This is a genomic window from Candidatus Marinimicrobia bacterium CG08_land_8_20_14_0_20_45_22 (assembly GCA_002774355.1).
In the GTDB taxonomy this organism is placed as follows: domain Bacteria; phylum Fidelibacterota; class UBA2242; order UBA2242; family UBA2242; genus 0-14-0-20-45-22.
On record PEYN01000212.1, the window covers coordinates 1 to 23,884 of the forward strand.

Here is a 23,884-nt window from a genome sequence, read left to right on the forward strand (position 1 = left end):
TTTTTTCAGGACGATATAAGTCAAACTGAGCGCGTGGAGTTTCCGCAAACCGGAATATGGATTGTTTTCGCCTGTCAGTTCGGCGAGTTCGGTGTCGTTGATAAATAGCAGATCGACGCGGGGAATTACTTTCATCAGGTCGTCACGAGTCGTGTGAATCCATAGATTCATGGTGTCTAATGCAACGAATTTCGGTTTTTGTATTTTGTTTAAAATATCCGATTGAAGCGCCGGTTGAATATTTCCGAGAAAGACAAACGGCGTCTGAAGGTAGGCTTCAGGAATCTTCGGATCGAATGAGGCGAACACATTCAAATCGGTATAGAGCGTGTCGCGTTTATTGACGTCTGAATAATATTTTCCGCCCCACCGGAAGGTTTTCCCGTCGGCGATTTCGAGCCCACCCAGATCGACACGGTGTTTTTTTAGGAGTTCGATGGTTTCTTTCGGGAAATCGTTCCCGGCGACACCGACGAGCCGAACATTTGAAAAATGAGAAGCGGCAACGGAAAAGTAAACCGCCGAGCCGCCGATCGCATCAATGCGCTTTCCGAAAGGCGTTTCGACATCGTCAAAGGCGACGGAGCCGACAACCAGTACCGAATTTGACATGAGAAATTCCTCAGTTAGACGTTTCAATTTGCATCAGAAGATACAAAATCCGCCTGACGTTTTCAACATCATCTACGGAAAAATGCGTTGTGAATCCGTGTAAAACTGCTTATTTTCTTGACATGAAATACCGGTTTTGTTATCAATGCGGACATCCGATGGAACAGGTGAATATAGAAGGCAGAATCCGCACTTTTTGTCCTGCATGCAAGGCGGTTTTGTACGAAAATCCGATCCCGTCGGTGGCTATTCTTGCCGAAAACGATCGGAACGAAATTCTGCTCGTGAAACGAAATGTGGAACCGGGAAAAGGCGGCTGGTCATTAGCAGGCGGATTTATTGAAATGGGTGAAACGCCGGAAAACGGCGCGATTCGTGAACTGAAAGAAGAAACTGGACTGAACGGAATTCAGCCGACGTTATTCGACGTCAAAATTCATTTGAACGGGTATTACGGCGACATCCTCATCGTCATTTATCGGATGATTTTGCAGAGCTTCGAAATCCTACCCGGCGACGATGTTCAAGACGCGCGTTTTTTTAAAATTGACGAACGGCCGCAACTGGTTTTTTCGATCCACGAACAACTTCTGAAAAGATGGCTTTCGGAAAGAGAATCGAAAAAATATGAACGTATCGTCGGTAAAAAATAGGTTAATAAACGATGAATAAAAAAGTAAGAATCTCCACACTCCTGAAAATGAAATCTGAAAAACAGAAAATTACAGCGCTGACCGCGTATGATTACACTTTCGCCTATTTGCTGGACGAATCTGGCGTCGATCTGATTTTGGTCGGCGATTCGTGCGGAAACGTCTGTGCCGGATACGAGACGACATTACCGGTAACGATGGACGAAATGCTGTATCACATCAAATCCGTTCGTCGCGGCGTTCAACACGCACTGTTGGTCGGTGACATGCCGTTTATGTCGTATCAGGAAAGCATCGAATCGGCGATTCACAATGCAGGGCGATTTATGAAAGAGGGTGGCGTCGAAGCCGTCAAACTCGAAGGCGGCGAACCGGTTTGTCCGACGATTCGAAAACTCGTCGAGATTGGAATTCCGGTAATGGGACATTTAGGATTTACGCCGCAAAGCGTTCACGAATTCGGCGGCTACGGCGTCCGAGGCGCCAGCGAGATCGAAGCGGAACGAATCAAGAAAGACGCTCTGGCGCTGGAATCTGCCGGCGCGTTCTCAATTGTGCTGGAAAAAGTGCCAGCACAATTGGCAAAAACAGTTTCGGAATCGTTGAAAATACCGACGATCGGAATCGGCGCGGGCGTTGATTGCGACGGACAAATTCTCGTCATTTACGATTTGCTTGGTTTATTCGACAAGATGCAGGTCCGGTTTGCGCGGCGTTATGCCGATCTCAGTGAAACCATTCGGAAAGGCGTTTCGGACTATTGCTCGGATGTTCGGGCGGGGAAATTTCCTTCCAAAGAGGAGAGTTACTAAAAAATGAGAGTCGTGAGCAGTATTCCGGAAACACGGGAAATCCTCCGGGAAATTCGTCTTGCCGGAAAATCCGTCGGTTTAGTTCCAACGATGGGCTACTTGCATGAGGGACATCTTTCGCTCGTCGATGAAGCGAAGAAACGATGCAATTTTATCGTTATGAGCATTTTCGTCAACCCGACGCAATTTGGACCAAATGAAGACTTGGATAAATATCCGCGCGACTTTGAGCGCGATGAAAAATTAGCGCAGCAACGCGGTGTCGATCTGATATTTTATCCCAACGTGGCGGAAATGTATCCCAAACCATATTTTACTTATGTCATGACCGAACAACTTTCCAAAACGCTGTGCGGCGCGTCGCGTCCGATTCATTTCCGGGGCGTGACGACGATTGTTTCAAAATTATTCAACATCGTTCAGCCGGACATTGCGGTTTTTGGGCAAAAAGACGCTCAGCAGGCGATCATCATCCGGCGAATGGTTGACGATTTGAATTTTCCGGTTCAAGTTGTCGTCGCTCCGATCGTTCGGGAAGCCGATGGATTGGCAATGAGTTCGAGAAATGTCTATCTGTCACCGGAAGAACGTCAGCAAGCGCCAATTATTTTCCGCGCGTTGAAGTCAGCAAAAGAACTCGTATTAAATGGTAATCGGGATGCTTTAGCCGTAGCGGAATTGATCCGGCGAACGATTGGCGAATCGCGGCTTGCGGAAATTGAGTATATCGAAATCGTTAATTCGATCACGTTGGAGAATGTACAAAATATTGAATCGGGGAATTTTGTCGCCGTGGCGGTTCGCTTTGGGAAAACCCGACTGATCGATAACCTGGTTTTGATTGATTGAACCGGAACAAATCCTATGAAATGGATGTTGTAAGATTGATTCGGATTTTTGCAGTAGAATGAGAAAATAGTCGAGAATCCACTTGACAAACTCATGTAAAACTTTTAAAATGGGATGTGAATTATGAAATCCGCAAATCGGGTGAAAAGATGAGGCGCAAAGCAGTAGTTATGTGGGTATCAATCTTTTTGTTTTTACCTTTCGGATTGGTGCATGGTCAGTTCAAAAGTCAATTAAGAGAGACTGCGTCCGTTGAGCAGAGCATTAAAATTCCCGGTATTGGGCCATCATTGTTGGGACTGGGATTTTTGGATAAAAGCCGCTTTTCAATGCACCAGTCTTACTCGCTTTCATTTGCGACGTTTGGAAAACAATCGGCGTCAATGGGCGTGTATCAGAACAATTTTTCTTATCTCTTTTCAGATAAGCTGATGATGAACGGTCGGGTCGGTTTTTCCCACGATCCGCTCAAGATGGGCAATACACAGTTAAACCAAAATCTGATGGACAATATTTCCTACGGGGCTGACATCATTTATCGTCCAAAAGATAATGTCTTGTTGAATTTTAGCTTCGATCGTGCTCCGGCGACTTACTATTACGGATACGGTCCATATTCTTATCGGTATTTTCCGTATTAGGTGATAGATAGTGAAGCGTAAGGTTCGATCCAAACACAACAGAAAAAAACAGTCAAAGCGAGGCGATGTTCAGAATTGGTTTCTGAATGTTGCGATTTTTTGTTTGGCGGTAATCATTGGCGGATTTATCTATTCGACCGGCAAACGCATGAATGATAATCTGCAAAAGGTCATGCTAAGTACCGCTGAAACGATGTCCGCTCCGGAAAATCCCTTCTCCAATATTATCATCGAGGTATTGAACGGTACCGAAAAACCCGGATTGGCGCTGGAATTCACGAATTATCTCAGGCAACAAGGATTCGATGTGATCGCTTCGGGAAACGCTTCGCGGTCGGATGTTCCCCAGACGATCCTGATTCAGCGAGCAGATGTTCCGGAAAAACTAAGTTCTGTCAACGCAACACTTTCGCTGGATTCTGGAAGATTATATGATGAAAAAGATCCTTCTTTACAAGTCGATATGACGCTCATTATTGGGAAGGATTACAATACGCTTCCCGTTTATTCAAAAATCCAATCGATCAAGGAAAACTGACCAGCCTGATGATAAAAAAGCCTGAAGAAAAACCTGCTGTGTCCGTGCGCGAATCGGCGGTCAAAGCGGCAAGGATTGCTTTTGATAAAAAAGCGACCGACGTCGTTATTCTGGATATGCGCGGATTGACCTCATTGACCGATTATTTTATCATTTGCACGGCCGAAGCGGATGCCCATACTAAAGCGATTGTCGATGAAATCGAGATGAAAATGCTTCCCGAAGAAAAACCGTGGCACATTGAAGGATACCAGCACCTGAAGTGGGTTCTGATGGATTATGTCGATTTTGTTGTGCATGTTTTTACACGGGAAACGCGCGACTATTATAATATCGAACGATTGTGGGCGGATGCTCCCGTCGAGAAAATTGAGTCTTCGGACGAATAGATCCGGCATTTCATATAATTCATTTTTACAGAACTTTTTTAGCGGTCAAGATTATTGCGATAAAATGGATTGACCGTTAAATTACCCGCGTTTTTTAAGGAACCAATGACAGTGAAAATACAAGAAATGTTGATCGAAGCGCTGGAAACGCTTCAGATATCGCAACCGACGCAAATCCAAATCGAACGAACGAAACATCTGGATTTTGGCCATTTCTCAACGAATTTGGCCATGACGCTAACAAAAACACTCAAACGTCCGCCAATGGTAATCGCCGGTGAAATTATCAACGCCTTGCCGAAACGCCCGGAAGTTGTCGAAAAGGTCGAAGTCAAAACGCCCGGCTTTATCAATTTCTTTCTCGCGTCGCAGGAATTGCAGACTGTCGTTGATGAAATTTTAAAATCCGGTTCGGATTATGGACGGTCATCTCGCGGAAAAAATAAAAAGGCGCAGGTTGAATTTGTCAGCGCCAACCCAACTGGCCCGCTGACCGTCGGTCACGGCAGACAAGCCGTTCTCGGCGATACCGTTGCCAGAATTCTAGAATGGAACGGTTACGACGTTGAGCGGGAATACTATTACAATGATGCCGGACGGCAGATGAGAATTCTGGGTCACTCGACATTTGTTCGTTATCGGCAGGCGCTCGGATTTGATGATGAATTTCCCGAAGATCATTATCAGGGCGAGTACATCAGTTACATTGCGAAAACAATCGTCGAAAAATACGGAGATCTATTCAAGGACGATCCCGAGAATGAGATTTTTAAAAATTCAGCCGAACATGCAGTTTTTGAAGATATTAAGACAACGCTTGAGCGGATTGATATCAAATTCGACTGTTTTTATAATGAGAAAAGTTTGTATGAAAACGGCGAAGTAGAGGCGGTGTTGAAAAAATTCGAGGAAATCGGCGCCAGTTACGAAAAAGACGGCGCCATCTGGTTTAAAGCTAGCCAGTATGGCGGCGCCGACGACCGTGTTCTGTGGAAAAGCGTAATGGATGAAGCAACTTACCGCTTGCCGGATATTGCTTATCATACGACGAAATTCAAACGCGGGTTTGATATCATTGTCGATATTTTTGGTGCCGACCACCACGCAACTTATCCTGATGTTCTCGCTGGATTGAAGGCGCTCGGGTATGACACTAAACGGATCAAAGTCCTGATTCATCAGTTTGTCACCTTGACGCGCGGCGCAGATAAGATGAAAATGTCCACGCGGAAAGCAAATTACGTGACAGTTGACGAACTTGTCGATGAAGTCGGAAAAGATGTCGTCCGGTATTTTTTCATCATGCGCGGAATGAACAGCCAATTGAATTTCGATTTGGCGCTTGCCAAAACGGAAGGCGAGGAAAATCCGGTTTTCTATCTTCAATATGCCCATGCCAGAATTTGCAGTATTCTGCGAAACGCGAATACGCAGGGAATTGGTTTAAATGAACCGTTTGATGCAGGACTTTTACGGGAAGCGGAAGCGCTCTCGCTTTTGAATGTTCTCAGTGAATTTCCGGAAGTCATCGGAATTTGTCATGACACGCTTGAACCCCAACACATGACGACCTATTTGCAGAAATTAGCAACGGCGTTCCATAAATTTTATACAGAGCATCGCGTTTTGACAAGCGACCAAAACCTGTCGATCGCCAGAATCGCGCTCATTCAGGCTGTCCGCACTGTTTTGAGCAATGGACTCCGTCTCATCGGAATTTCCGCGCTGGAAAAAATGTAATTCTCCGCGCTTTCTGGCAAAAACCATGCAAATCTGGTAAAAAAATCCCGCATTCCAATCGGTCTGCTTGATTCAGATATTCAAAATCTTTAAATTGTCCGTCGTTGTCATTTGAAAGGTTATATGGAAATTGATGAAAAAATTGTCGGGAAAATCGCCGAACTTGCTAAGTTAGACCTAACCGACACGGAAAAACTAAAATACGCCGCGCAGATCGAGCAAATCTTAGATTATGTTCGTCAACTTTCACAGGTTGACACTTCGTCCGTTCAGCCTCTTTCTCATGTCCATGAAATGACCAACGTTTTCCGGGATGATTCGCCGGCCGAATCGCTCTCGAAAGAGGACGTTTTTAGAAATGCCCCGGAACGACTCGGAGATTATTTCCGCGTGCCAAAAGTCATCAAGGATATCAATTCATGAATATCGTCGGCGTCATTCCAGCGAGATATTCCTCGACACGTTTGCCGGGGAAGCCGCTGAAAAAAATTGCCGGTCAAACGCTCATCCGCCGCGTTTACGAAAATGCTGTGAAAAGCCGGTTTCTGAAACGATTGATCGTTGCAACCGATGATGAGCGTATTCAGAAAGAGGTCGAATCTTTCGGTGGGGAAGCCGTTCTGACGCCATCGGGTTTGCCATCCGGAACAGACAGGGTCGCCTATGCTGTCAAGAAAGAATCGGCGGAAATTATCGTAAATATTCAAGGGGACGAGCCATTTTTAGATCCGACTGTTATTGATGATGCCATTGAAGCCTTAGCGCAAAGTCCGGAATGCGTCGTCAGTACGGCGGGAAGAACAAACATCACCGAAAAAGAATTATCCGATCCAAATGTCGTAAAAGTCTTGACAAATTCCCGCGGTGAGGCAATCTACTTCAGCCGTCAGAACATTCCGTTTGTCCGAGACAACGAGACGCAAAGATTTCCAAGTCCGACGCTGGTTCACATTGGGCTTTACGTTTATCGCCTTGACTTTTTATTCAAATTTACTTCTTTACCCGTTTCTCGGTTAGAAGAAATGGAAAAATTGGAACAACTTCGGATTATTGAAAACGGCTATCGAATCAAGGTTGTTACCACAGATCGAGCGAGTTTGGGAATCGACACACCGGCAGACCTTCAATTTGCAGAGAAAATGATACGACATGATTTCAGGTAAACCAACCAAATACATTTTTGTAACCGGCGGTGTGATTTCCGGTCTCGGCAAAGGAATCGCGAGCGCCTCGATCGGCTATCTGCTGAAATCGCATGGTTACAAAGTCACAATCCAGAAGTTCGATCCTTATATTAATATCGACCCGGGAACCATGAGTCCCTATCAACACGGCGAAGTATTTGTACTCGAAGATGGAACGGAATGCGATCTTGACCTCGGACATTACGAGCGGTTCATCGATGAAAATATGAACGGAATGAACAACACGACGACCGGAAAAGTCTATTATGAGGTTATCTCGCGCGAACGCCGTGGCGATTACCTTGGCGCGACCGTTCAAGTCATCCCGCACATCACGGATGAAATCAAACGCCGAATCGCCGCTGTAAATAGCAAGCATCAATATGATGTCGTCATTTGTGAAATCGGTGGGACGGTTGGCGACATTGAAGGATTACCGTTTTTGGAAGCCGTGCGCCAATTTCGATTTGAATCTGGACGCGGGAATTGCCTGAATGTGCATTTAACGCTCGTTCCGTTCATTCCGTCCAGCGGTGAGATCAAAACCAAACCCACTCAACATAGCGTGATGACACTGAGAGAAATCGGTATTTTACCCGATATTTTACTCTGCCGGACGACGCAACATTTAACTGAGAATGTCCGAAAAAAAATCGCGCTCTTCTGTAATGTTGCTCTAGACGCTGTCATCGAGGCGATCGACGCGCCGACGATTTATGAAATTCCGCTCATTTATGACCAACAAGGATTGGGGAATCTGATCACCGATTTGCTCGAATTGCCTAAACATAAACCCGACTTAAAGCAGTTGGAATCTTTTGTTGAGCGCGTAAAAAATCCGAAAAACTCCGTCCGAATCGCTATCTGCGGGAAATATACACAACTTCATGACGCTTACAAATCCATCGTCGAATCATTCGTTCATGCCGGCGTCGAAAATAATGCGCATGTCGAAATTTCATGGATCGAAGCGGAGGAATTTGGAAAAAACGGGGAACATGAAAACTTGGTCAACCATATCGACGGATTGCTAATTCCAGGCGGTTTTGGCGACCGCGGCATCGAAGGAAAAATCGAGGCGATCCGTGTTGCGCGCGAAAAGAAAATCCCATTTTTCGGTATCTGTCTCGGCTTGCAATGTGCCGTTATTGAGTACGCGCGAAACGTCTGCGGACTGACCGGCGCGAATAGTACGGAATTCAACCCGGATACGCCTTATCCTGTTATCGATCTAATGGAAGAACAAAAGCGGGTTTCAACGAAAGGCGCAACGATGCGGCTTGGCGGATACGCCGCCGAGCTTACTGATAAGAGTCAGGCTCAGAAAATTTATGGGGAAAAGCAAATTTCCGAACGCCACCGCCATCGCTTTGAGGTTAATAACCAGTTTTTACCGATTCTGACAAAGGCTGGACTTCACGTTGGAGCAGTAAATAAAGAACTTAATCTTGTCGAGATGATCGAACTTCCTCAGCATCCGTGGTTCGTCGGTTGCCAATTTCATCCTGAGCTGAAATCGCGGATCGGTAAAGCGCACCCGCTTTTCCGAGAATTTGTCAAAGCCGCGCTGGCTTATCACAATGCAAAATCCAATTCTTTGGGAAGGACGGCGAGATGATGACAATCGTCAAGATCAACACAATATCCATCGGTAACCATCACCCGCTGGTTTTTATCCTGGGCCCTTGTGTGATTGAAAGTCGCGATCATTGCATGAGAATGGCGGAACGGCTTAAAAGTCTTTCCGAGTCGCAGAAATTTCCGTTTATCTTTAAATCTTCATTCGACAAAGCCAATCGGACATCCGTCGATTCATTCCGCGGTCCCGGATTAGAGAAAGGTTTGAAAATTCTTCAGGAAGTAAAGGCGCAATTTCAGATTCCGGTTTTAACAGACATTCATGAACCGTCGCATGCCAAACCGGCGGCGGAGGTTGTAGATGTCTTGCAGATTCCTGCTTTTTTGTGTCGGCAGACCGATCTTTTAGTTGCGGCTGGTCAAACGGGGAAACCCGTGAATATCAAGAAAGGTCAGTTCGTTTCGCCGTTCGATATAATTCATCCGATTCGGAAGGTCGAATCGACCGGTAATCATGCGATATTGCTGACGGAGCGGGGCGTCTCGTTCGGATACGGAAATTTGATCACCGACGCCCGGTCAATTCCGATTATGCAGGAAACCGGCTATCCGGTGATTTTCGATGCGACGCATAGTGCCCAAATTCCGGGCGGAACTGTCACCGGCGGAAATCGAAAATACATCCCAACGACGGCCAAAGCAATGGTTGCGGCGGGATGCGACGGCATTTTTATGGAAATTCACGACAATGTCAACGAGGCAAAAAGCGATCGATCTACCCAATTTCCACTCGACGAATTCCCGGATTTGCTTCGCAAATTGATAGAATTATCAACCTTAGTAAGGGAAAAATCATATTGACAAACGAACTGACAAGACGACTAAAAAAACTCAAGATTCTTATCGCTGATGTCGATGGCGTTTTTACCGATGGTTCACTGTTTATCGGTGAAAACGGCATGGAAATCAAGCGTTTTCACGTTTTAGACGGCACCGGCGTTGCTCTGCTTCGCGCCGTGAAATTTCCGTTGGCTATTATTTCCGGGCGGAATTCGGGAGTCACGGCATATCGGATGAAAGACTTGCATCTGGAAGATAATCTGTTTCAGGGAAATCTCGCCAAACTGGAACCATACGCCGAGATCAAGAAGAAATTTCAGGTTTCCGATGAAGAAATCGCTTACATCGGCGATGATTTGATCGATATTCCGCTTCTTAAACGTGTCGGCGTACCAATTTCCGTCGCTAACGCGCTTTCCGAAGTCAAAAAACACGCGTTGTATGTGACAAAACGGAAAGGCGGCGACGGAGCGCTTCGGGAAGTGATTGAATTGATTTTGAAAGCGCAGGAAAAATTCATCCCGGCGCTGGAAATACTGACGAAAGATACCTATAAGGATGTCTAAGATGATGGGAAAAGATTACATAGGCAAAGCGATTGAACTGATCCGGATCGAAGCATCAGCGGTTGCCGCACTGGAAGAAAGAATCGACGAAAACTTTGAGAAAGCCGTCGAACTGATCCAAAAAACAAAGGGAAAGATCATCGTAACCGGTGTTGGGAAATCCGGGCATATCGGAAGCAAAATTGCCGCGACGCTTTCGAGCGCCGGTACGCCGAGTTTTTTTATTCACGCCTACGAAGCGGGACACGGCGATCTCGGAGGTATTTCGAAAAACGACACGGTGATTCTCATTTCCAACAGCGGCGAGACCGACGAAGTCATTCACCTCGTTCCTTTTTTGAAAAAAAATGCCGTTCCGATCATCGGTTTGCTCGGCAGAACCAACTCAACGCTCGCGAAAAAATGCAACATCGTTTTAGATACGCAGGTCATGACCGAAGCCGATCCGCTCAACATGGTTCCGACGGCAAGCACGATTGTCACGCTAGCGATGGGCGACGCGCTGGCCATCGCGCTGATGACCCAAAAAAAAATCGACCAAAAAGATTTTGCGGCTTTTCATCCGGGTGGTTCGCTGGGGCGAAGATTGCTGACGACCGTTGAAGATCTCATGCACAAAGGCGAACAGATTCCGTTAGTTTCTGCCAGCGACGACATCAAGCAATCGCTTTTCATTATGACGAAAAAGGGATTCGGAATCGTCGGCGTCATGGACAAGGACGAGAACTTAGTTGGTGTCATCACCGACGGCGATCTGCGGCGCAGTTTAGAAAAACGGAGCAATTTTCTGAACAAGGTCGCTAAAGATATCATGTCAAAGAATCCCAAATGGATCGAGTCGAGTTGTCTTGCGATCGACGCGCTTCACCTGATGGAAGAACATGCGATCACGAATCTGTTCGTTTATGCCCAAGAAAAGACAGGCAGACCAATTGGCATCATTCATATTCACGATATTTTACGGTATGGGATTTTATCTTGAAAAAACTGCTCTTTCTGTCCATGCTTTTTATTTGTCTGTCTGGTTGCTCGAAGATGACCGATGAACAATTGAGCGAATCCGAAAAACAGTATCCCGATCAGGAAAGTTGGTCGTCTCAGATCACGCTGACAAAAGACGGACAAAAGCGCGCGCTTGTCGATGCCGGGCATTTGACTAAATACAACAACATGGCTTATGTTTCGATGGACGAAAATGTTGAGATCGATTTCTTTAACAACGAAGAGCGGCATCTTTCGCATCTGAAATCCAAAACGGCAATTGTTTATGAAAGCACCAATGATCTGATCGCCAAAGGAGATGTTGTTGTCGTGTCCGACAGCGGTGTGACGCTCTACACGCAGGAACTCAAATGGAATCATGAGAAAGAACGGATTCTATCTGAAGGATTCATCATATTTGTTACCGAACAAGATACGCTGAACGGCGTTGGCTTCGAGTCCGATTCGGACCTTAAAAACTGGATTATCCGCAAGCCGACTGGCGTAACAGAAAGGGAGTTCAACGATTAGTAGCGAAACGACATTATCCGTCTCATCTGAAAAGAAAGTGCTTCGCGGTGAGGCGCTCTGTAAAACGTATGGCAAATGCAAAGTCGTCGACAGCGTTTCGATTCAGGTCGCTAAAGGCGAAATCGTCGGATTACTGGGACCGAATGGCGCCGGGAAAACCACTACTTTCCACATGTTCACTGGAATGATTAGACCGACCGACGGAAAAGTTTTTATCAACGATATGGAAATCACCAAACTGGCGATGTATCGCCGCGCTCAACTCGGCGTCGGCTATCTTGCGCAGGAGCCTTCGGTTTTCCGAAAATTGACTGTCGAGCAAAACTTAATGTTAGTTTTGCAGACGCTGGATATTTCAAAACAGGAGCGGATGGATCGGCTGGAGTCGCTTTTAGACGAATTAAACATCCGAAAACTCCGGAAAAGCAAAGCCTACACATTGTCGGGTGGTGAAAGACGCCGGACGGAAATTACGCGCGCATTGGTGACCAATCCCGATTTTATTCTTCTTGACGAACCTTTTGTAGGCGTCGATCCGATCGCTGTAGAAGATATTCAGAAAATCGTCGTCAATCTGAAATCCCGCAACATCGGTGTCCTCATTACAGATCACAATGTGCACGAGACGCTGTCGATTACCGATCGCGCCTATCTCATGTTCGAAGGCAATATTCTCAAATCCGGGACTTCCGACTTTTTGGCTAACGACGAGGACGCAAAACGGCTCTACTTAGGCGATAGGTTTAAGCTGGACAGATAATGCAACTAAGTCAATCACAAATTCAAAAACTTTCTCAGGAACTTCGGCTTACGCCCCAGCAAATTCTTCAATCCACGATTCTGCAACTGACGACGCTTGCGCTCGAAGCAAGAGTCACGCAGGAATTGGAGCAGAATCCCGTTCTGGAAGAAGTCGAGTCTGAATATACAGAGGAATCCACTGATTCAGCATCCGAAAAGGAACCTGACGAAAAGGACGAGATCGATTGGGACTCCATTCTGCCGCATAACGACGAATATGAGCCGAAGCAGGAATACGATCACAACGTTAAACATGGCAATTATGTTCAGCCTTCTCCACGAGGATTAGTCGATCATCTTTTCGAGCAAGTCAAGTTGATGAACTTTGACGAAATCGATCAAAAAATCGCTTCCGAAATTATCTGGAATATCGATGACCATGGTTATCTGACGGTTCCAATTGAAAATATTGCCTACGGTTTGGGCGCTCCCGAGCAGAAAGCATTGAATGTTCTTAAACAAGTTCAACAATTTGATCCGCCGGGAATCGGCGCACGCGATTTAAACGAATGTCTTTTAATCCAACTAAAACAAATTCCGAATTCTGAGGATGCGGCAGTGATCGTTCGTGATTTCTTCGATGATTTTGCCAATAAACGGTTTGCGATCATCATGAAAACACTTGGCTGGAATCAAGAGCGACTGCATGCGGCGAAGGAAATAATCATTCGGTTGAATCCAAAACCTGGGGCATCATTGACCAGTCCTGAACCGCGCTATATCGTTCCGGATTTGATCGTCGAGAAAATTGATGGGGAATTTATTGTTGAAGTGAACGATTCGCGCGTTCCGGAACTCCGCATCAGTTCCAGCTACATGGCTATGGTTACGAATGGTTCTTCAACGACCGCGGATGCTAAAGTATATCTGAAAAAGAAAATTGACTCAGCGAAGTGGTTCATTCAAGCGATTCAACAGCGCCGAATGACCATGATACGTGTCATGAAAGCTATCATCGCAAAACAACGTGATTTTTTTGAAGACACACACAAACCGCTAAAACCGATGATTCTCAAAGATATAGCCGAAGAAGTTAACATGGACATTTCAACGATAAGCCGCGTAACGAGCGGAAAATATGTGCAGTTGATGTCCGGTATTCATGAACTGAAATATTTTTTTAATGAAGGCATGAAAGATGAAGACGGCGAAGAAATCTCGACGAGAATCATTAAGGAAAAACTGAAAGAAATCGTCGAAGCGGAAAACAAACAAAAGCCTTACAGCGACGATCAATTAGCGAAACTTCTGAAGAAGGAAGGTTTTCCGGTCGCCCGGCGCACCGTTGCGAAATACCGCGAACAACTCAAAATATCCGTTGCGCGTTTGCGCCGAAATATCTGAGAACGTTGGGTCACTCCAGCCCAAATTTCAGAAAAGATTAAACTTTCTAATAAAATTATGGAAGGCAAGATGGAAAAACAGAAATTTGTACACCGCGATGAAATTCGTTCGACGACGGTGATCGGTGTACGTCGGAATGGAATGGTTTCCATGGGTAGCGACGGTCAGGTGACCATCGGTAACACGATCATGAAGCATCATACGAAAAAGGTGCGAAAAATGTACGATGACACGATTCTCGTCGGATTTGCCGGCGCTTCAGCCGATGCGTTTACGCTGTTTGAAAAATTCGAATCAATGCTTGAAAAATATAAAGGAAACCTGAACCGGTCTGCCGTAGAATTAGCCAAATTATGGCGAACGGATAAATATTTACGTCAACTTGAGGCGCTTCTGACTGTAATGAGCAAGGAAACGCTTCTTGTCATTTCTGGAACGGGTGACGTGATCGAGCCGGACGACGACATCATTGCCATTGGTAGTGGCGGAGCATTTGCGACGGCCGCCGCGCGCGCTTTGATGAAACACAGCGACCTTTCAGCGCATGAAATTGTCGAAGAATCGCTCCGGATCGCTTCGGAAATCTGCATTTATACGAATAACTTTTTTACGGTCATAGATTTATGATAAAAAACGAATTGACTCCGCGGGAAATTGTTCAGGAACTCGACGCTTACATTATTGGTCAGGCGAAAGCCAAAAAAGCGGTTGCAATTGCCTTGAGAAACCGGTGGCGTCGCCAGCGGGTGACCGGGCAAATCAAAGAAGATATACTTCCCAACAACATCATTTTAATTGGACCGACCGGTGTCGGGAAAACGGAAATCGCCCGACGTCTTTCGAATCTGTCGAATGCGCCGTTTATCAAAGTTGAGGCATCAAAATTTACCGAAGTCGGATATGTAGGCAGGGATGTCGAATCCATCATTCGGGATTTAACGGGGATATCGGTCAATTTAGTCAAAGCGGAGCGTATGGCTGAAGTCGATGAACAGGCGCATCGCATGGCGGATGATCGAATTCTGGACATTTTATTACCGCCGCGGAAGAAAACGCATGCGACCAATGAAGAAACTCTCGACAACGACGATCAATTTTCACGAACCCGCGAAAAGTTTAGAGAAATGCTGGAGAATGGTTCGATGGAAAATCGTATCATTGAAGTCTCCGTGACACAAGCCGCGATGCCGATGATGCAAGTTTTCGGTCCGGCGGGATTAGAGGAGATGGGCGTCAATTTATCGGAAATGCTGGGAAGCGCTTTTCCGCAGAAGAAAAAACTTCAGAAAACGACTGTTGCAGAAGCGCGCAATATCTTCGCGCAGGAAGAGGCGCAGAAACTGATTGACATGGATTTTGTTATTAAGGAATCGGTTCGGCGCGTAGAGGAAACCGGCATCGTTTTTCTGGATGAAATCGACAAGATCGCGTCGAAAAGCGGCGAATCGTCGCACGGACCGGACGTTTCGCGTGAAGGCGTCCAGCGCGATATTCTACCGATTGTCGAAGGTTCCAGCGTTCAGACGAAGTTTGGTGTTGTGAATACCGATCATTTATTGTTCATCTCCGCCGGCGCTTTTCACATGACAAAACCCAGCGACCTGATTCCCGAACTTCAGGGCAGATTTCCGATCCGCGTAGAAATGGACAGTCTTGGCAAGGATGAGTTCGTACAGATATTGAAAAATCCGCGAAATGCCCTGCTGAAACAGTATTCGGCATTGCTTGAGACCGAAAATGTTCATCTGATTTTCGATGATGATGCGATTGAAGAGATTGCTCAAATAGCTGCGGAAGTCAATGAAAAAATGGAAAATATCGGCGCCAGACGACTGCATACGATTCTTACGACGCTGTTAGAAGATATTTTATATAACGTTCCCGACGACAACATCCGCGAAGTGCGTATCACACGTGATCGGGTAATTTCCCGGCTTGCGGACATTGTCAAAGATCGGGATTTGAGTCGGTATATTCTTTAATTGCTTCAACAGGTCGATTCATTTAGGAAATATTTACATAAGGAGAAATCAATGAAACGAGACTTTTTACATATCACCGATTTTTCTACTGAAGAAATTCATGAGACATTTCTATTGGCGGCGAAATTGAAAAAATACGTCCGAGAAGGCGTCGAATATACGCCGTTGAAAGGAAAAACGATGGCGATGATTTTCGCCAAGCCTTCCTCCCGCACACGCCTCTCTTTTGAAACAGGAATGACGCAATTGGGCGGTCATGCGATTTATCTGGGTCCGAACGACATTGGAATCGGCAAACGAGAAGCCGTTAGAGATATTGCTCGTGTGATTTCCCGCTACGACGATGTCATCATGGCGCGGTTATTTGATCATGCTCATATTCTGGAACTTGCAAAATATTCAAGTGTGCCGGTTATCAACGGGTTGACGGATTTGAATCATCCGTGCCAAATCATGGCAGATATTTTTACGGTTCTGGAACATCGCGGAAATTTGGACAATCTGAAAGTTGCATTCATCGGCGACGGGAACAACGTGGCGAATTCGTGGATCAATTTATCGGCGCGAATTCCCATGCACTTTGTCTTGGCGTCGCCTGCTGGATATGATCCGAATGAAACGATCGTTGAAAATGCCAGAAAAACAGGGATTAGCCGTGTGGAAATTACACGAAATCCGATTGAAGCCGTTCAGGACGCCGATGTAATTTATACCGACGTGTGGGCGAGCATGGGACAGGAAGCGGAAGCCGAAAAACGGAAAAAGGATTTCATGCCTTATCAAGTTAACGCGGAATTGGTCAAACATGCCAAGTCCGACTGCCTGATCATGCACTGTCTGCCGGCTCATCGCGGCGATGAAATTACCGATGAGGTCATCGACAGTGAAAATTCCATCGTTTTTGATGAAGCGGAAAACCGTATGCACGTTCAAAAAGCGATTATCCTAAAAGTTATGTTCGGTTAATTCGTCATTTTGCTGATTAAAAATCGAAACGCCCGATGGGAAATCTTATCGGGCGTTTTTAATTATTTCTCCTATAGCGGATTATTCGGTTGCACCGGGAATTCCCCGTTTTTTGTCCCGAAAGGATTTGATGAAAAAGATTGGCAACATGATGAAGATGATCGAGTTGATGTATTGATCGCAGATATTGCTCGGCCACGGGAACGGGCTAACAATGAAGAAATCAGTTGCATGATGGAAAAAAAGAATTTCCAGAACGTTTCCGGTGGCTCCGATCGTGAGGCTCAGGATGATGGAAAAAATCACGAAGCCGCTCCGATCGTACGTTTCCTTGATGAGTGAACGATAAAGTGTAAAGATCAGAAAAATGACCAAAATGATTCCGCTATACGCCCATATTTGCTGGTTTCCGATTTCCCCGAAAATGAAATGATAGCCGGTGTTGTAAGTTCTGAAAAAATGAAGAAAGGGAATCCACGTTTCGACGCGAGTTTGAAAAGGAAGCAGGCGATTGGCAACACTTTTGACAAAGATGTCGATTAGCAATAATCCGATCCCGCCGAAAACTGGATAAAGATAGGCAAGTTTATTTTTTGGTTTCATTGGTTTATGAATAGTTCTTTATTTGTTTTTTGACCAGAATTTCCATCGTGAAAATGAAGTTCTTTCCGGAATCCAACCGGAATCGACCGCGCGAATGTCTTGGACGGACACGAATGAGTTTGGATCAATGCCTCGCGCTATTTCCAAAACTTCGCAAACTTTTTTCCGGGGAACGATACTGAAAATAATATTGACTTCTCCTTTTGCTCCGTTGGCTTTCATGACGGTCGCGCCATATCCGGCATCGCGAAGCGCCATCGTGAGAATATCGATTGTGTCCTGCGTGATGATTCGGACTGCTTGAAGACCGAGCGCCATCTTTTCTTCCAAGGTAATGCCGATGAAATTCCCCGATCCGAATCCGAGCCCATAGGCGAAAAAACAAGCGGGGTTGGAGATGTGTTTCATCACTTCTGAGATGGCAAGCAACCAGATCGAGACTTCGAAAAACCCCAGAAATGAGGCAAGGATTTTACTGCCTTTCGAGACGAAAATGATACGTATAGTTCCGATCGAGACATCTATGATCCGTGCGCAGAAGATGAGCAAAGGCATGACAACCCACGTAAACAGAGTTGAATTTAAAAACTGGCTTTCCATCATTTTGGATTTCTAAATCTTTGAATTTTTAACAAAATCAATTTTATTCAAATAGTTCGATATTTCCACCTGTGTGGATGAAAACGATATTTTCATCGGGCGCAAATTTAACGGTATTCCCGTAATCAAGCAAGCCTGCCGCCGCTTTTCCCGTATAGACATAATCGAGAAAAATTCCCTCATGGCGGGAAAAAATTGTCACAGCATCTTCACATTCAGCGGTCCGGATGCCGTATCCTTTTCCGATGTACGAGTCATCGACGTGAACCAGTTCTCTTTCAACGTTGATGTTTACAAGATTACCCGTCGCTTGCGCTAACGTAAAGACATCTTTTTCGAGGGCTTGCCGAGGGACGTCCACGCTCATTCCGATGATTTGACCTGGCCAACCGGTGATTGCCTGTCCAACAACTAATCCGGCCTGAGTTCCCGCCGAAGAAGAGGCGTGAATGATCGTACTCACTTCTAAATGATTCGTTTCGAAATCATCCATCAACTCGCCCCAACCAGCCACATAACCGAGTGCGCCGCGTGGGATCGAGCCTCCCGGCGGCAGAAAATAGACTTTTTTTCCCTGATATTCTAATTGATTTTTAACCTGAAGCGCTTCTTCCATTCGCTCGACTGGATCGATCGTATCGACATGATGAACGACGGCGCCGAAAAGATGATCAATTAGCAAATTTCCCGTCGGCGTTTTTGGTTTTGCACCGCTCAAAACCAGATGAACACTGAGACCAAACTTTGCGCCTACACCGGAGAGGATTCGGCAAAAATTGGATTGATTCGCGCCAATTCCAATAATCGTATTGCATCCTTTTGCCAGTGCGTCAGCAACGAGGAAATCAAATTTCCGTGTCTTGTTTCCTCCGAATGCGAATCCGGTCAGGTCGTCGCGTTTGACGTAAACGTTGCATCCCAGCATGTCTGAAATGTCGTTCATGCGGTAAAAAGGCGTCGGAAGAACGGATACTTTTTCTCGTGGGAACGGTTTCAAAAGGTCATCGATCAGTTTCATTGTCGCTCCTCATTTTGTTGATAAAAATTGGGAAGTGATTCATTGATATCCAAATTCAAAAAATTTGTTTTCAACTTTGGTAAAAAATTAATCAAGCATTTTCCTTTTTCAAAAGCATATCTGAGTATGAACATTCGAGCCGCTCCATATTCTCGATATTGAGCAGTCGGATCGTTTGCCAGCATTGCCGTTCCAGTTCTTTGGTCTGGATTAACCCCGTTTCGTCGATTGCTTCGATTTCAACGAAAGTTCCCAATCCGCGAACGTCATCTAAATGAATTTTGACGTTTTTGATAAAGTAAATCTCGCGTTTTTTATCAACGATGACTTTGACCCCGATGCTACGGATGAGAATTTGTTTCAGCTCTGCAAGATTAGACGAACGGAACATTTCCACGTCGGATAATTTTGGGCCTAATTGATCTTTTCGGTTATAAAAAATCAATCCGCTTTCAATGTTTCCTTCTCGGCATTTTAAACGACCGTCTATAACCCGGAAGTAGGTGTCGATTTGATGATCGGTTCCCTTCAAAACAGCATCATTGGCAATGAGAAGTTGTCTGACCCGATCAATGTCTGGACATCTGGCTTTGATTTCGATAATTCGGCACTTCATTTCGATTGTTAATCTAAGAGGCAAAGATGGCGATTCCAAAATATAAACAGTCTGTGGGGAACGGAAAAAATCCGGATTATTTTAATTTCAGCGAATATTCCCTTGAAAATTCGTAACGAATTTTACATATTCCCTATCGATGAAAATAAGTGTAAAAGTTGTATCGATTCTTTGCTTTTGTATGGCAATCGGACTTGCTGGTGAAAAATCGCATCTGCCAAATAGACTTCGATACAAGCAGATCAAGAAAGAGATACCAAAAGACTTCGCTTCTGCCTACCGAAAAGCGGAGAAATCTATCGAAGCCGGTGATTGGAAGACAGCAGAATCTAAATTTTCCGAAATCCTGAAAAAAGAGGAAAATTTTTATGCAGTTTGGGGACTTGCATGGACGTTAGCCCAGCAAAAAGATATTCTGACTGCCAAGAAAGAGTATCTTCGAGCCTTAGCGCTAAACGATTCCTCCGGAGCGTTTTTAAAAGATTTTTTTAATTTTTCCCGATATGAATTTAAAAGTTGGGATCTTACCGCACAGATTGCGACTATTCTTTACAAGTGTACACGAACGGATGAAGCACTCTATTTGCTTATCGAATCTGCAGAGCCGTTCGAATGCCCCTTAAAATGCTTGGAAAAACTAAAAGATCTCACTGTCCAATTTCCGGATCGCCCAAATGTGGCGGTTTTTTATGCAACATATCTGATGGATATGGGACGAAGTACAGAGGCTGTTGCGGCGGCAAAAAAAGCGAGCCGGTTGGCAGAAGATCCGTTTCATCTCGAATTGCTTGTCTATATTTTAACCAACAACGGCTACTTTCTCGATGCCGCCAAAGTCTGTGAAAAATTATCGGAAATTTCACCACGATCCGCTCATACATACGAAGCGTGGGGATTTCTCGAATATAAGCAGGGTAATTTCCGGAACGCCGAACTCCATTACCGGAAAGCTTTAAACAAGAATTACGATATTCAAAACCTCTTGATGCTCGCGCGTCTGAATCACTTCAACCTGAACGACACCCCCAAAGCCGGATATTACTGCCGATCGGTTCTTCAAATTAATCCGAATTCGGTTGACGCGCTGTACCTACTTTCGGAAATAGCCAGAAAACAGGGCAACCTTGATAAAGCGCTCCTTTACTCGCAAAGGGAAATCGACTTGTCGCCTGATAAGCCGCATTCTTTTTATTATCACGGAAAGTTGTTATACGAGAAAAAGGAATACGAAAAAGCGGTCAGATATCTTCTTAAAGCGGTCGAACACAATCCGGAAATACGGCGGTATCGGCTTGTTTTGGCGAAAGCATACGCAGGAATGGGCAATGTTGTGAAGGCGAAGGAAACTTACTCCGATTATCTCAACGAATCGCTAAACGATCTCTGGAAAGAAGAAGAGATGCTCAAAGGAGAATCGCCTATTATTCAGCATCCATAACCTACTAAAGGGGTTTTCGGTGATTTAATCTTAGTTGTCGGATTCTGCTTCTGAAACAGTCTTGAGAGAATCTGCTGTGAAAATGACGTTTGAAACGTATTGAAGGTTGTTGTTGTAGGAACGAAGCGCGTCTTTTTGATTTTGCTGGTCATTGTCCCATCCTTTTTTATGTAAAAAATTGGCTACACTCATAATGGCATCTGGAAAATTGTACAGATCGACTACTCCATCTTGATTAGCGTCGATTCCGTAGGATTTTGCGCTGGATGGTAAAAACTGCGGATAACCGAAAGCGCCGGAATGCGAACCCGGCAGGTTGTGGATGTCAATATCCTTTTCCAAGTGCAACTGAATGAGTATTGCTAATTCTTTTCTTGCCCAAACCGAACGGGATTTGGCGCGTTGCTGAAGACGTTCGACTAGTTTTTCTTGCTGTTGTTCCGGTAGGTGGGGATATTTTTTTTTAACGAATTTAATAATGGCATATTGCGATTTTTTGCTATTTGTCAGTGACATCGAACTCAGGATGTTGAAGACCGAATGTTTTCCAATGTCTTTTCCGAGTTTAGTTTCAATGATCAGAACAGCGACGATGGCTTCTTTTTCAACGTGATAACGATTTTCGGCGAGGTCGAGATAGTGCTTGTACTTTTCCAAAAATCTTTGTGTATCATAGTGGTGCGTTTTTTCGTGAATGAAATCGGATGTGTTATCCAATTCCGGAGGAGTGAATTCTTTGACAGAAATTTCCGGATAGAATTCGACGCGCGGATCGGAGAATATCCGGATCAATTCTGCTCGCTCAAATCCGCGATTTTCCATATCCGTGATCAATTCTTCAAAGTTACTCAATCGTTTTTGAGAAAGTCGGTACTGAACGAAGTCGAAAAGTGCCCGAAGGAATATCGCCGATATGAAGATCATCGCACCGTAGAACCAGAGTCGTTTTCGTAAATAGAATTTACTTTTAAATCGTATCATTTTTTTCCTTGGGTTTCCTTTGATCGGGTTGAATTGCCCGTTTTTTAGCCGAATTTTATCGTTCAAGCGTTGTAAAGAAACAATAAATATTATAGAAAATAACGGACAATACCAAGTCATTCGTGTTGTTTTTCCATGGCGAGGCTGTTAAATTCCGTCGGTGACAGTTGAATAAATCTGGAAAACCGAGGAAGAATGGAAGAAAATAATCAGTTGACGGAAACGAAAGAAAACGGACAAACTCGCGCATTCCGGGCGCGCTGGATCGTGCCAATTTCCCGTCCGCCCATCCAAGATGGCATTATCATCATCAATCAGGATAAGATACTCGAAGTTGATCAGGTCGAAAACGCCCGGCGTGAAGCGTCGGAGACGATCGATCTGGGAAATTCTGTGATTTTCCCGGGATTTGTAAATGTACACACACATTTAGACCAGATAAGTCCGCCGTCGAAACCAGCCGATTATTATTCATACTTACGATATATTCGTGACTTTAATCGGGAGGTCGAGCCAACGACAAAGATTGATGCGGTTAAACAAAATATTGAAAACATTCATCGTTTTGGGACGGTCGCATTAACCGATTTTACAACGGATGGTGCATCATTTGAACCGTTACTTGCCAGTCCACTCTTTGCGCGTATTTTTTATGAAATTACTGGATTCAAGAATATAGATGCCACGCTGATTTTCCGTAAATATCAGAATATGATTAAAGAAGAAATCGTCAACAAACGGGTTACAAAACATCTAGCGCCTTCATCTCCATGGGCGTTGTCGCAAAATCTTTTAAAAGAGATTGGAATCAGCGAGCGGCATATCGCTGTTCACATGAACATGACAGAAGATGAAAATACGTTCTTTTTAAGCGGTTCAGGTAAAATCAAACAATTCCTTCTATCAATCGAAGACTTCGACTATGGTTGGAAAATACCCGGTATGAACGCGGTGAGATATTTTTTTGATTACCATTTTTATGCCAAACACAACATTCTTGTTCATATGAATCATGCCGATGAGTCGGACATTGAGTTGTTGAAAACGTTCTCTGCCAAAGTCAATATTTGTGTCTGTCCGAGAGTGAGCCGAGATTTAAACCTTGGACGCCCTCCGATTTCGATGTTTTTAGAAAAAGGAGTCAATGTTTGCCTCGGGACTGAAGGGCTGTCTGGCGTGTCAGATCTCGATATTAGAAAAGAAATTGGTATCTGTGTTGACGAATTCGGATTGTCGCCGGAAATTGCTGTCAAATGCGCCACGTTAAACGGCGCTTATGCGATTGGATTCCACAAAGAGGTTGGGAGTCTGGAACTCGGCAAAACCGCGAAGTGCTGTGTGCTGGATATGAATGGGGAAAAGTCTAACGATCCATACGAGTTGATTGCAAAATCGGTGAAACCGGTTGCATGGCTCAACGAAATCGGTTCATACATTTAAGATTGAAAAATTATCGGGACCTTTTTAAAAGGTGCAGACATTAAAAATGAAAATGTCAATTTTGTTATTGATAATGTCTAAAAATTTCGTTATTAATATCATTGTGGATCAGAAATGAAAGAGATACCGAATTGCACAGCATCGGGAATCTGCCAATTGAGATTCGCTTCTCGTTGGGTTA

General features: G+C 44.9%; 27 protein-coding genes. 21 read left to right on the plus strand and 6 right to left on the minus strand.

Annotation, left to right across the window (positions count from 1 at the left end; translation table 11 throughout):
- The coding region (locus COT43_11855; GenBank protein ID PIS27135.1) for a sugar kinase at nt 1-612 on the minus strand (612 nt) is incomplete at its 3' end.
- An 89-nt stretch (nt 613-701) separates the two neighbouring features.
- Here COT43_11855 and COT43_11860 point away from each other — a divergent pair.
- The 19 genes from COT43_11860 (at nt 702) to argF (ending at nt 17,007) form a co-directional block, all read left to right on the plus strand.
- Nucleotides 702-1,265, plus strand: coding sequence for an NUDIX hydrolase (locus COT43_11860; protein ID PIS27136.1), 564 nt, complete (start codon nt 702-704; stop codon nt 1,263-1,265).
- An 11-nt stretch (nt 1,266-1,276) separates the two neighbouring features.
- On the plus strand, nt 1,277-2,077 hold the full coding sequence (gene panB / locus COT43_11865) for a 3-methyl-2-oxobutanoate hydroxymethyltransferase (GenBank protein PIS27137.1): 801 nt from the start codon (nt 1,277-1,279) through the stop codon (nt 2,075-2,077).
- Between the two features lie 3 nt (nt 2,078-2,080).
- On the plus strand, nt 2,081-2,926 hold the full coding sequence (locus COT43_11870) for a pantoate--beta-alanine ligase (GenBank protein ID PIS27138.1): 846 nt from the start codon (nt 2,081-2,083) through the stop codon (nt 2,924-2,926).
- 170 nt (nt 2,927-3,096) lie between these two features.
- Entirely contained in the window at nt 3,097-3,567 is a 471-nt protein-coding gene (locus COT43_11875) for a hypothetical protein (GenBank protein ID PIS27139.1), read from the plus strand.
- A gap of 10 nt (nt 3,568-3,577) precedes the next feature.
- Nucleotides 3,578-4,105: a hypothetical protein gene (locus COT43_11880; protein ID PIS27140.1), complete on the plus strand. Its 528-nt coding sequence runs from the start codon at nt 3,578-3,580 to the stop codon at nt 4,103-4,105.
- Nucleotides 4,106-4,143: 38 nt separating this feature from the next.
- Nucleotides 4,144-4,494 (plus strand): ribosome silencing factor, encoded by a 351-nt coding sequence (gene rsfS, locus COT43_11885; protein ID PIS27176.1) that lies wholly within the window; start codon nt 4,144-4,146, stop codon nt 4,492-4,494.
- A 105-nt stretch (nt 4,495-4,599) separates the two neighbouring features.
- Nucleotides 4,600-6,234 carry an arginine--tRNA ligase gene (locus tag COT43_11890; GenBank protein ID PIS27141.1) on the plus strand — a complete coding sequence of 545 codons (1,635 nt, stop codon included), beginning with the start codon at nt 4,600-4,602 and terminating at the stop codon, nt 6,232-6,234.
- A 123-nt stretch (nt 6,235-6,357) separates the two neighbouring features.
- Nucleotides 6,358-6,657 carry an Asp-tRNA(Asn)/Glu-tRNA(Gln) amidotransferase GatCAB subunit C gene (locus COT43_11895; protein ID PIS27142.1) on the plus strand — a complete coding sequence of 100 codons (300 nt, stop codon included), beginning with the start codon at nt 6,358-6,360 and terminating at the stop codon, nt 6,655-6,657.
- Nucleotides 6,654-7,397, plus strand: a complete 744-nt coding sequence (gene kdsB / locus COT43_11900; protein ID PIS27143.1) for a 3-deoxy-manno-octulosonate cytidylyltransferase — start codon at nt 6,654-6,656, stop codon at nt 7,395-7,397. Before COT43_11895 ends, kdsB begins: the two co-directional genes overlap by 4 nt.
- Nucleotides 7,384-9,036, plus strand: a complete 1,653-nt coding sequence (locus COT43_11905) for a CTP synthase (GenBank protein PIS27144.1) — start codon at nt 7,384-7,386, stop codon at nt 9,034-9,036. Before kdsB ends, COT43_11905 begins: the two co-directional genes overlap by 14 nt.
- A complete protein-coding gene (locus COT43_11910; GenBank protein ID PIS27145.1) occupies nt 9,033-9,857 on the plus strand; it encodes a 3-deoxy-8-phosphooctulonate synthase in 825 nt (274 codons plus the stop codon). Before COT43_11905 ends, COT43_11910 begins: the two co-directional genes overlap by 4 nt.
- A gap of 8 nt (nt 9,858-9,865) precedes the next feature.
- Entirely contained in the window at nt 9,866-10,402 is a 537-nt protein-coding gene (locus COT43_11915) for a 3-deoxy-D-manno-octulosonate 8-phosphate phosphatase (protein PIS27177.1), read from the plus strand.
- A gap of 4 nt (nt 10,403-10,406) precedes the next feature.
- Nucleotides 10,407-11,384 (plus strand): D-arabinose 5-phosphate isomerase, encoded by a 978-nt coding sequence (locus COT43_11920; protein ID PIS27178.1) that lies wholly within the window; start codon nt 10,407-10,409, stop codon nt 11,382-11,384.
- On the plus strand, nt 11,381-11,914 hold the full coding sequence (gene lptC, locus COT43_11925; GenBank protein ID PIS27146.1) for an LPS export ABC transporter periplasmic protein LptC: 534 nt from the start codon (nt 11,381-11,383) through the stop codon (nt 11,912-11,914). Before COT43_11920 ends, lptC begins: the two co-directional genes overlap by 4 nt.
- Before the next feature lie 37 nt (nt 11,915-11,951).
- The gene (gene lptB / locus COT43_11930; protein ID PIS27147.1) at nt 11,952-12,674 is read left to right on the plus strand and encodes an LPS export ABC transporter ATP-binding protein; all 723 of its coding nucleotides are present in this window, start codon (nt 11,952-11,954) and stop codon (nt 12,672-12,674) included.
- Complete coding sequence (rpoN, locus tag COT43_11935) at nt 12,674-14,059, plus strand: RNA polymerase sigma-54 factor (GenBank protein PIS27148.1); 1,386 nt, start codon at nt 12,674-12,676, stop codon at nt 14,057-14,059. Before lptB ends, rpoN begins: the two co-directional genes overlap by 1 nt.
- A gap of 69 nt (nt 14,060-14,128) precedes the next feature.
- Nucleotides 14,129-14,686 carry an HslU--HslV peptidase proteolytic subunit gene (locus tag COT43_11940; protein PIS27149.1) on the plus strand — a complete coding sequence of 186 codons (558 nt, stop codon included), beginning with the start codon at nt 14,129-14,131 and terminating at the stop codon, nt 14,684-14,686.
- Nucleotides 14,683-16,041 carry an HslU--HslV peptidase ATPase subunit gene (locus COT43_11945; protein ID PIS27150.1) on the plus strand — a complete coding sequence of 453 codons (1,359 nt, stop codon included), beginning with the start codon at nt 14,683-14,685 and terminating at the stop codon, nt 16,039-16,041. Before COT43_11940 ends, COT43_11945 begins: the two co-directional genes overlap by 4 nt.
- Nucleotides 16,042-16,092: 51 nt before the next feature.
- On the plus strand, nt 16,093-17,007 hold the full coding sequence (argF, locus tag COT43_11950) for an ornithine carbamoyltransferase (GenBank protein ID PIS27151.1): 915 nt from the start codon (nt 16,093-16,095) through the stop codon (nt 17,005-17,007).
- 81 nt (nt 17,008-17,088) lie between these two features.
- Here the strand turns inward: argF and COT43_11955 are convergent, their stop codons facing one another.
- The 4 genes from COT43_11955 to COT43_11970 all read right to left on the minus strand — a co-directional run bounded on the left by COT43_11955 (nt 17,089) and on the right by COT43_11970 (nt 19,844).
- Nucleotides 17,089-17,610 (minus strand): hypothetical protein, encoded by a 522-nt coding sequence (locus tag COT43_11955; GenBank protein ID PIS27152.1) that lies wholly within the window; start codon nt 17,608-17,610, stop codon nt 17,089-17,091.
- An 18-nt stretch (nt 17,611-17,628) separates the two neighbouring features.
- Complete coding sequence (locus tag COT43_11960) at nt 17,629-18,213, minus strand: hypothetical protein (protein ID PIS27153.1); 585 nt, start codon at nt 18,211-18,213, stop codon at nt 17,629-17,631.
- Between the two features lie 40 nt (nt 18,214-18,253).
- On the minus strand, nt 18,254-19,228 hold the full coding sequence (locus COT43_11965) for a D-cysteine desulfhydrase (GenBank protein PIS27154.1): 975 nt from the start codon (nt 19,226-19,228) through the stop codon (nt 18,254-18,256).
- A 91-nt stretch (nt 19,229-19,319) separates the two neighbouring features.
- Nucleotides 19,320-19,844: an adenylate cyclase gene (locus COT43_11970; protein ID PIS27179.1), complete on the minus strand. Its 525-nt coding sequence runs from the start codon at nt 19,842-19,844 to the stop codon at nt 19,320-19,322.
- Between the two features lie 139 nt (nt 19,845-19,983).
- Here COT43_11970 and COT43_11975 point away from each other — a divergent pair, with 139 nt between their 5' ends.
- A complete protein-coding gene (locus COT43_11975; protein PIS27155.1) occupies nt 19,984-21,282 on the plus strand; it encodes a hypothetical protein in 1,299 nt (432 codons plus the stop codon).
- Between the two features lie 30 nt (nt 21,283-21,312).
- Here the strand turns inward: COT43_11975 and COT43_11980 are convergent, their stop codons facing one another.
- Nucleotides 21,313-22,383, minus strand: coding sequence for a hypothetical protein (locus COT43_11980; GenBank protein ID PIS27156.1), 1,071 nt, complete (start codon nt 22,381-22,383; stop codon nt 21,313-21,315).
- A gap of 75 nt (nt 22,384-22,458) precedes the next feature.
- Between COT43_11980 and COT43_11985 the strand changes: the two genes are divergently transcribed.
- A complete protein-coding gene (locus tag COT43_11985) occupies nt 22,459-23,703 on the plus strand; it encodes a hypothetical protein (GenBank protein PIS27157.1) in 1,245 nt (414 codons plus the stop codon).
- Nucleotides 23,704-23,884 lie beyond the last annotated feature (181 nt).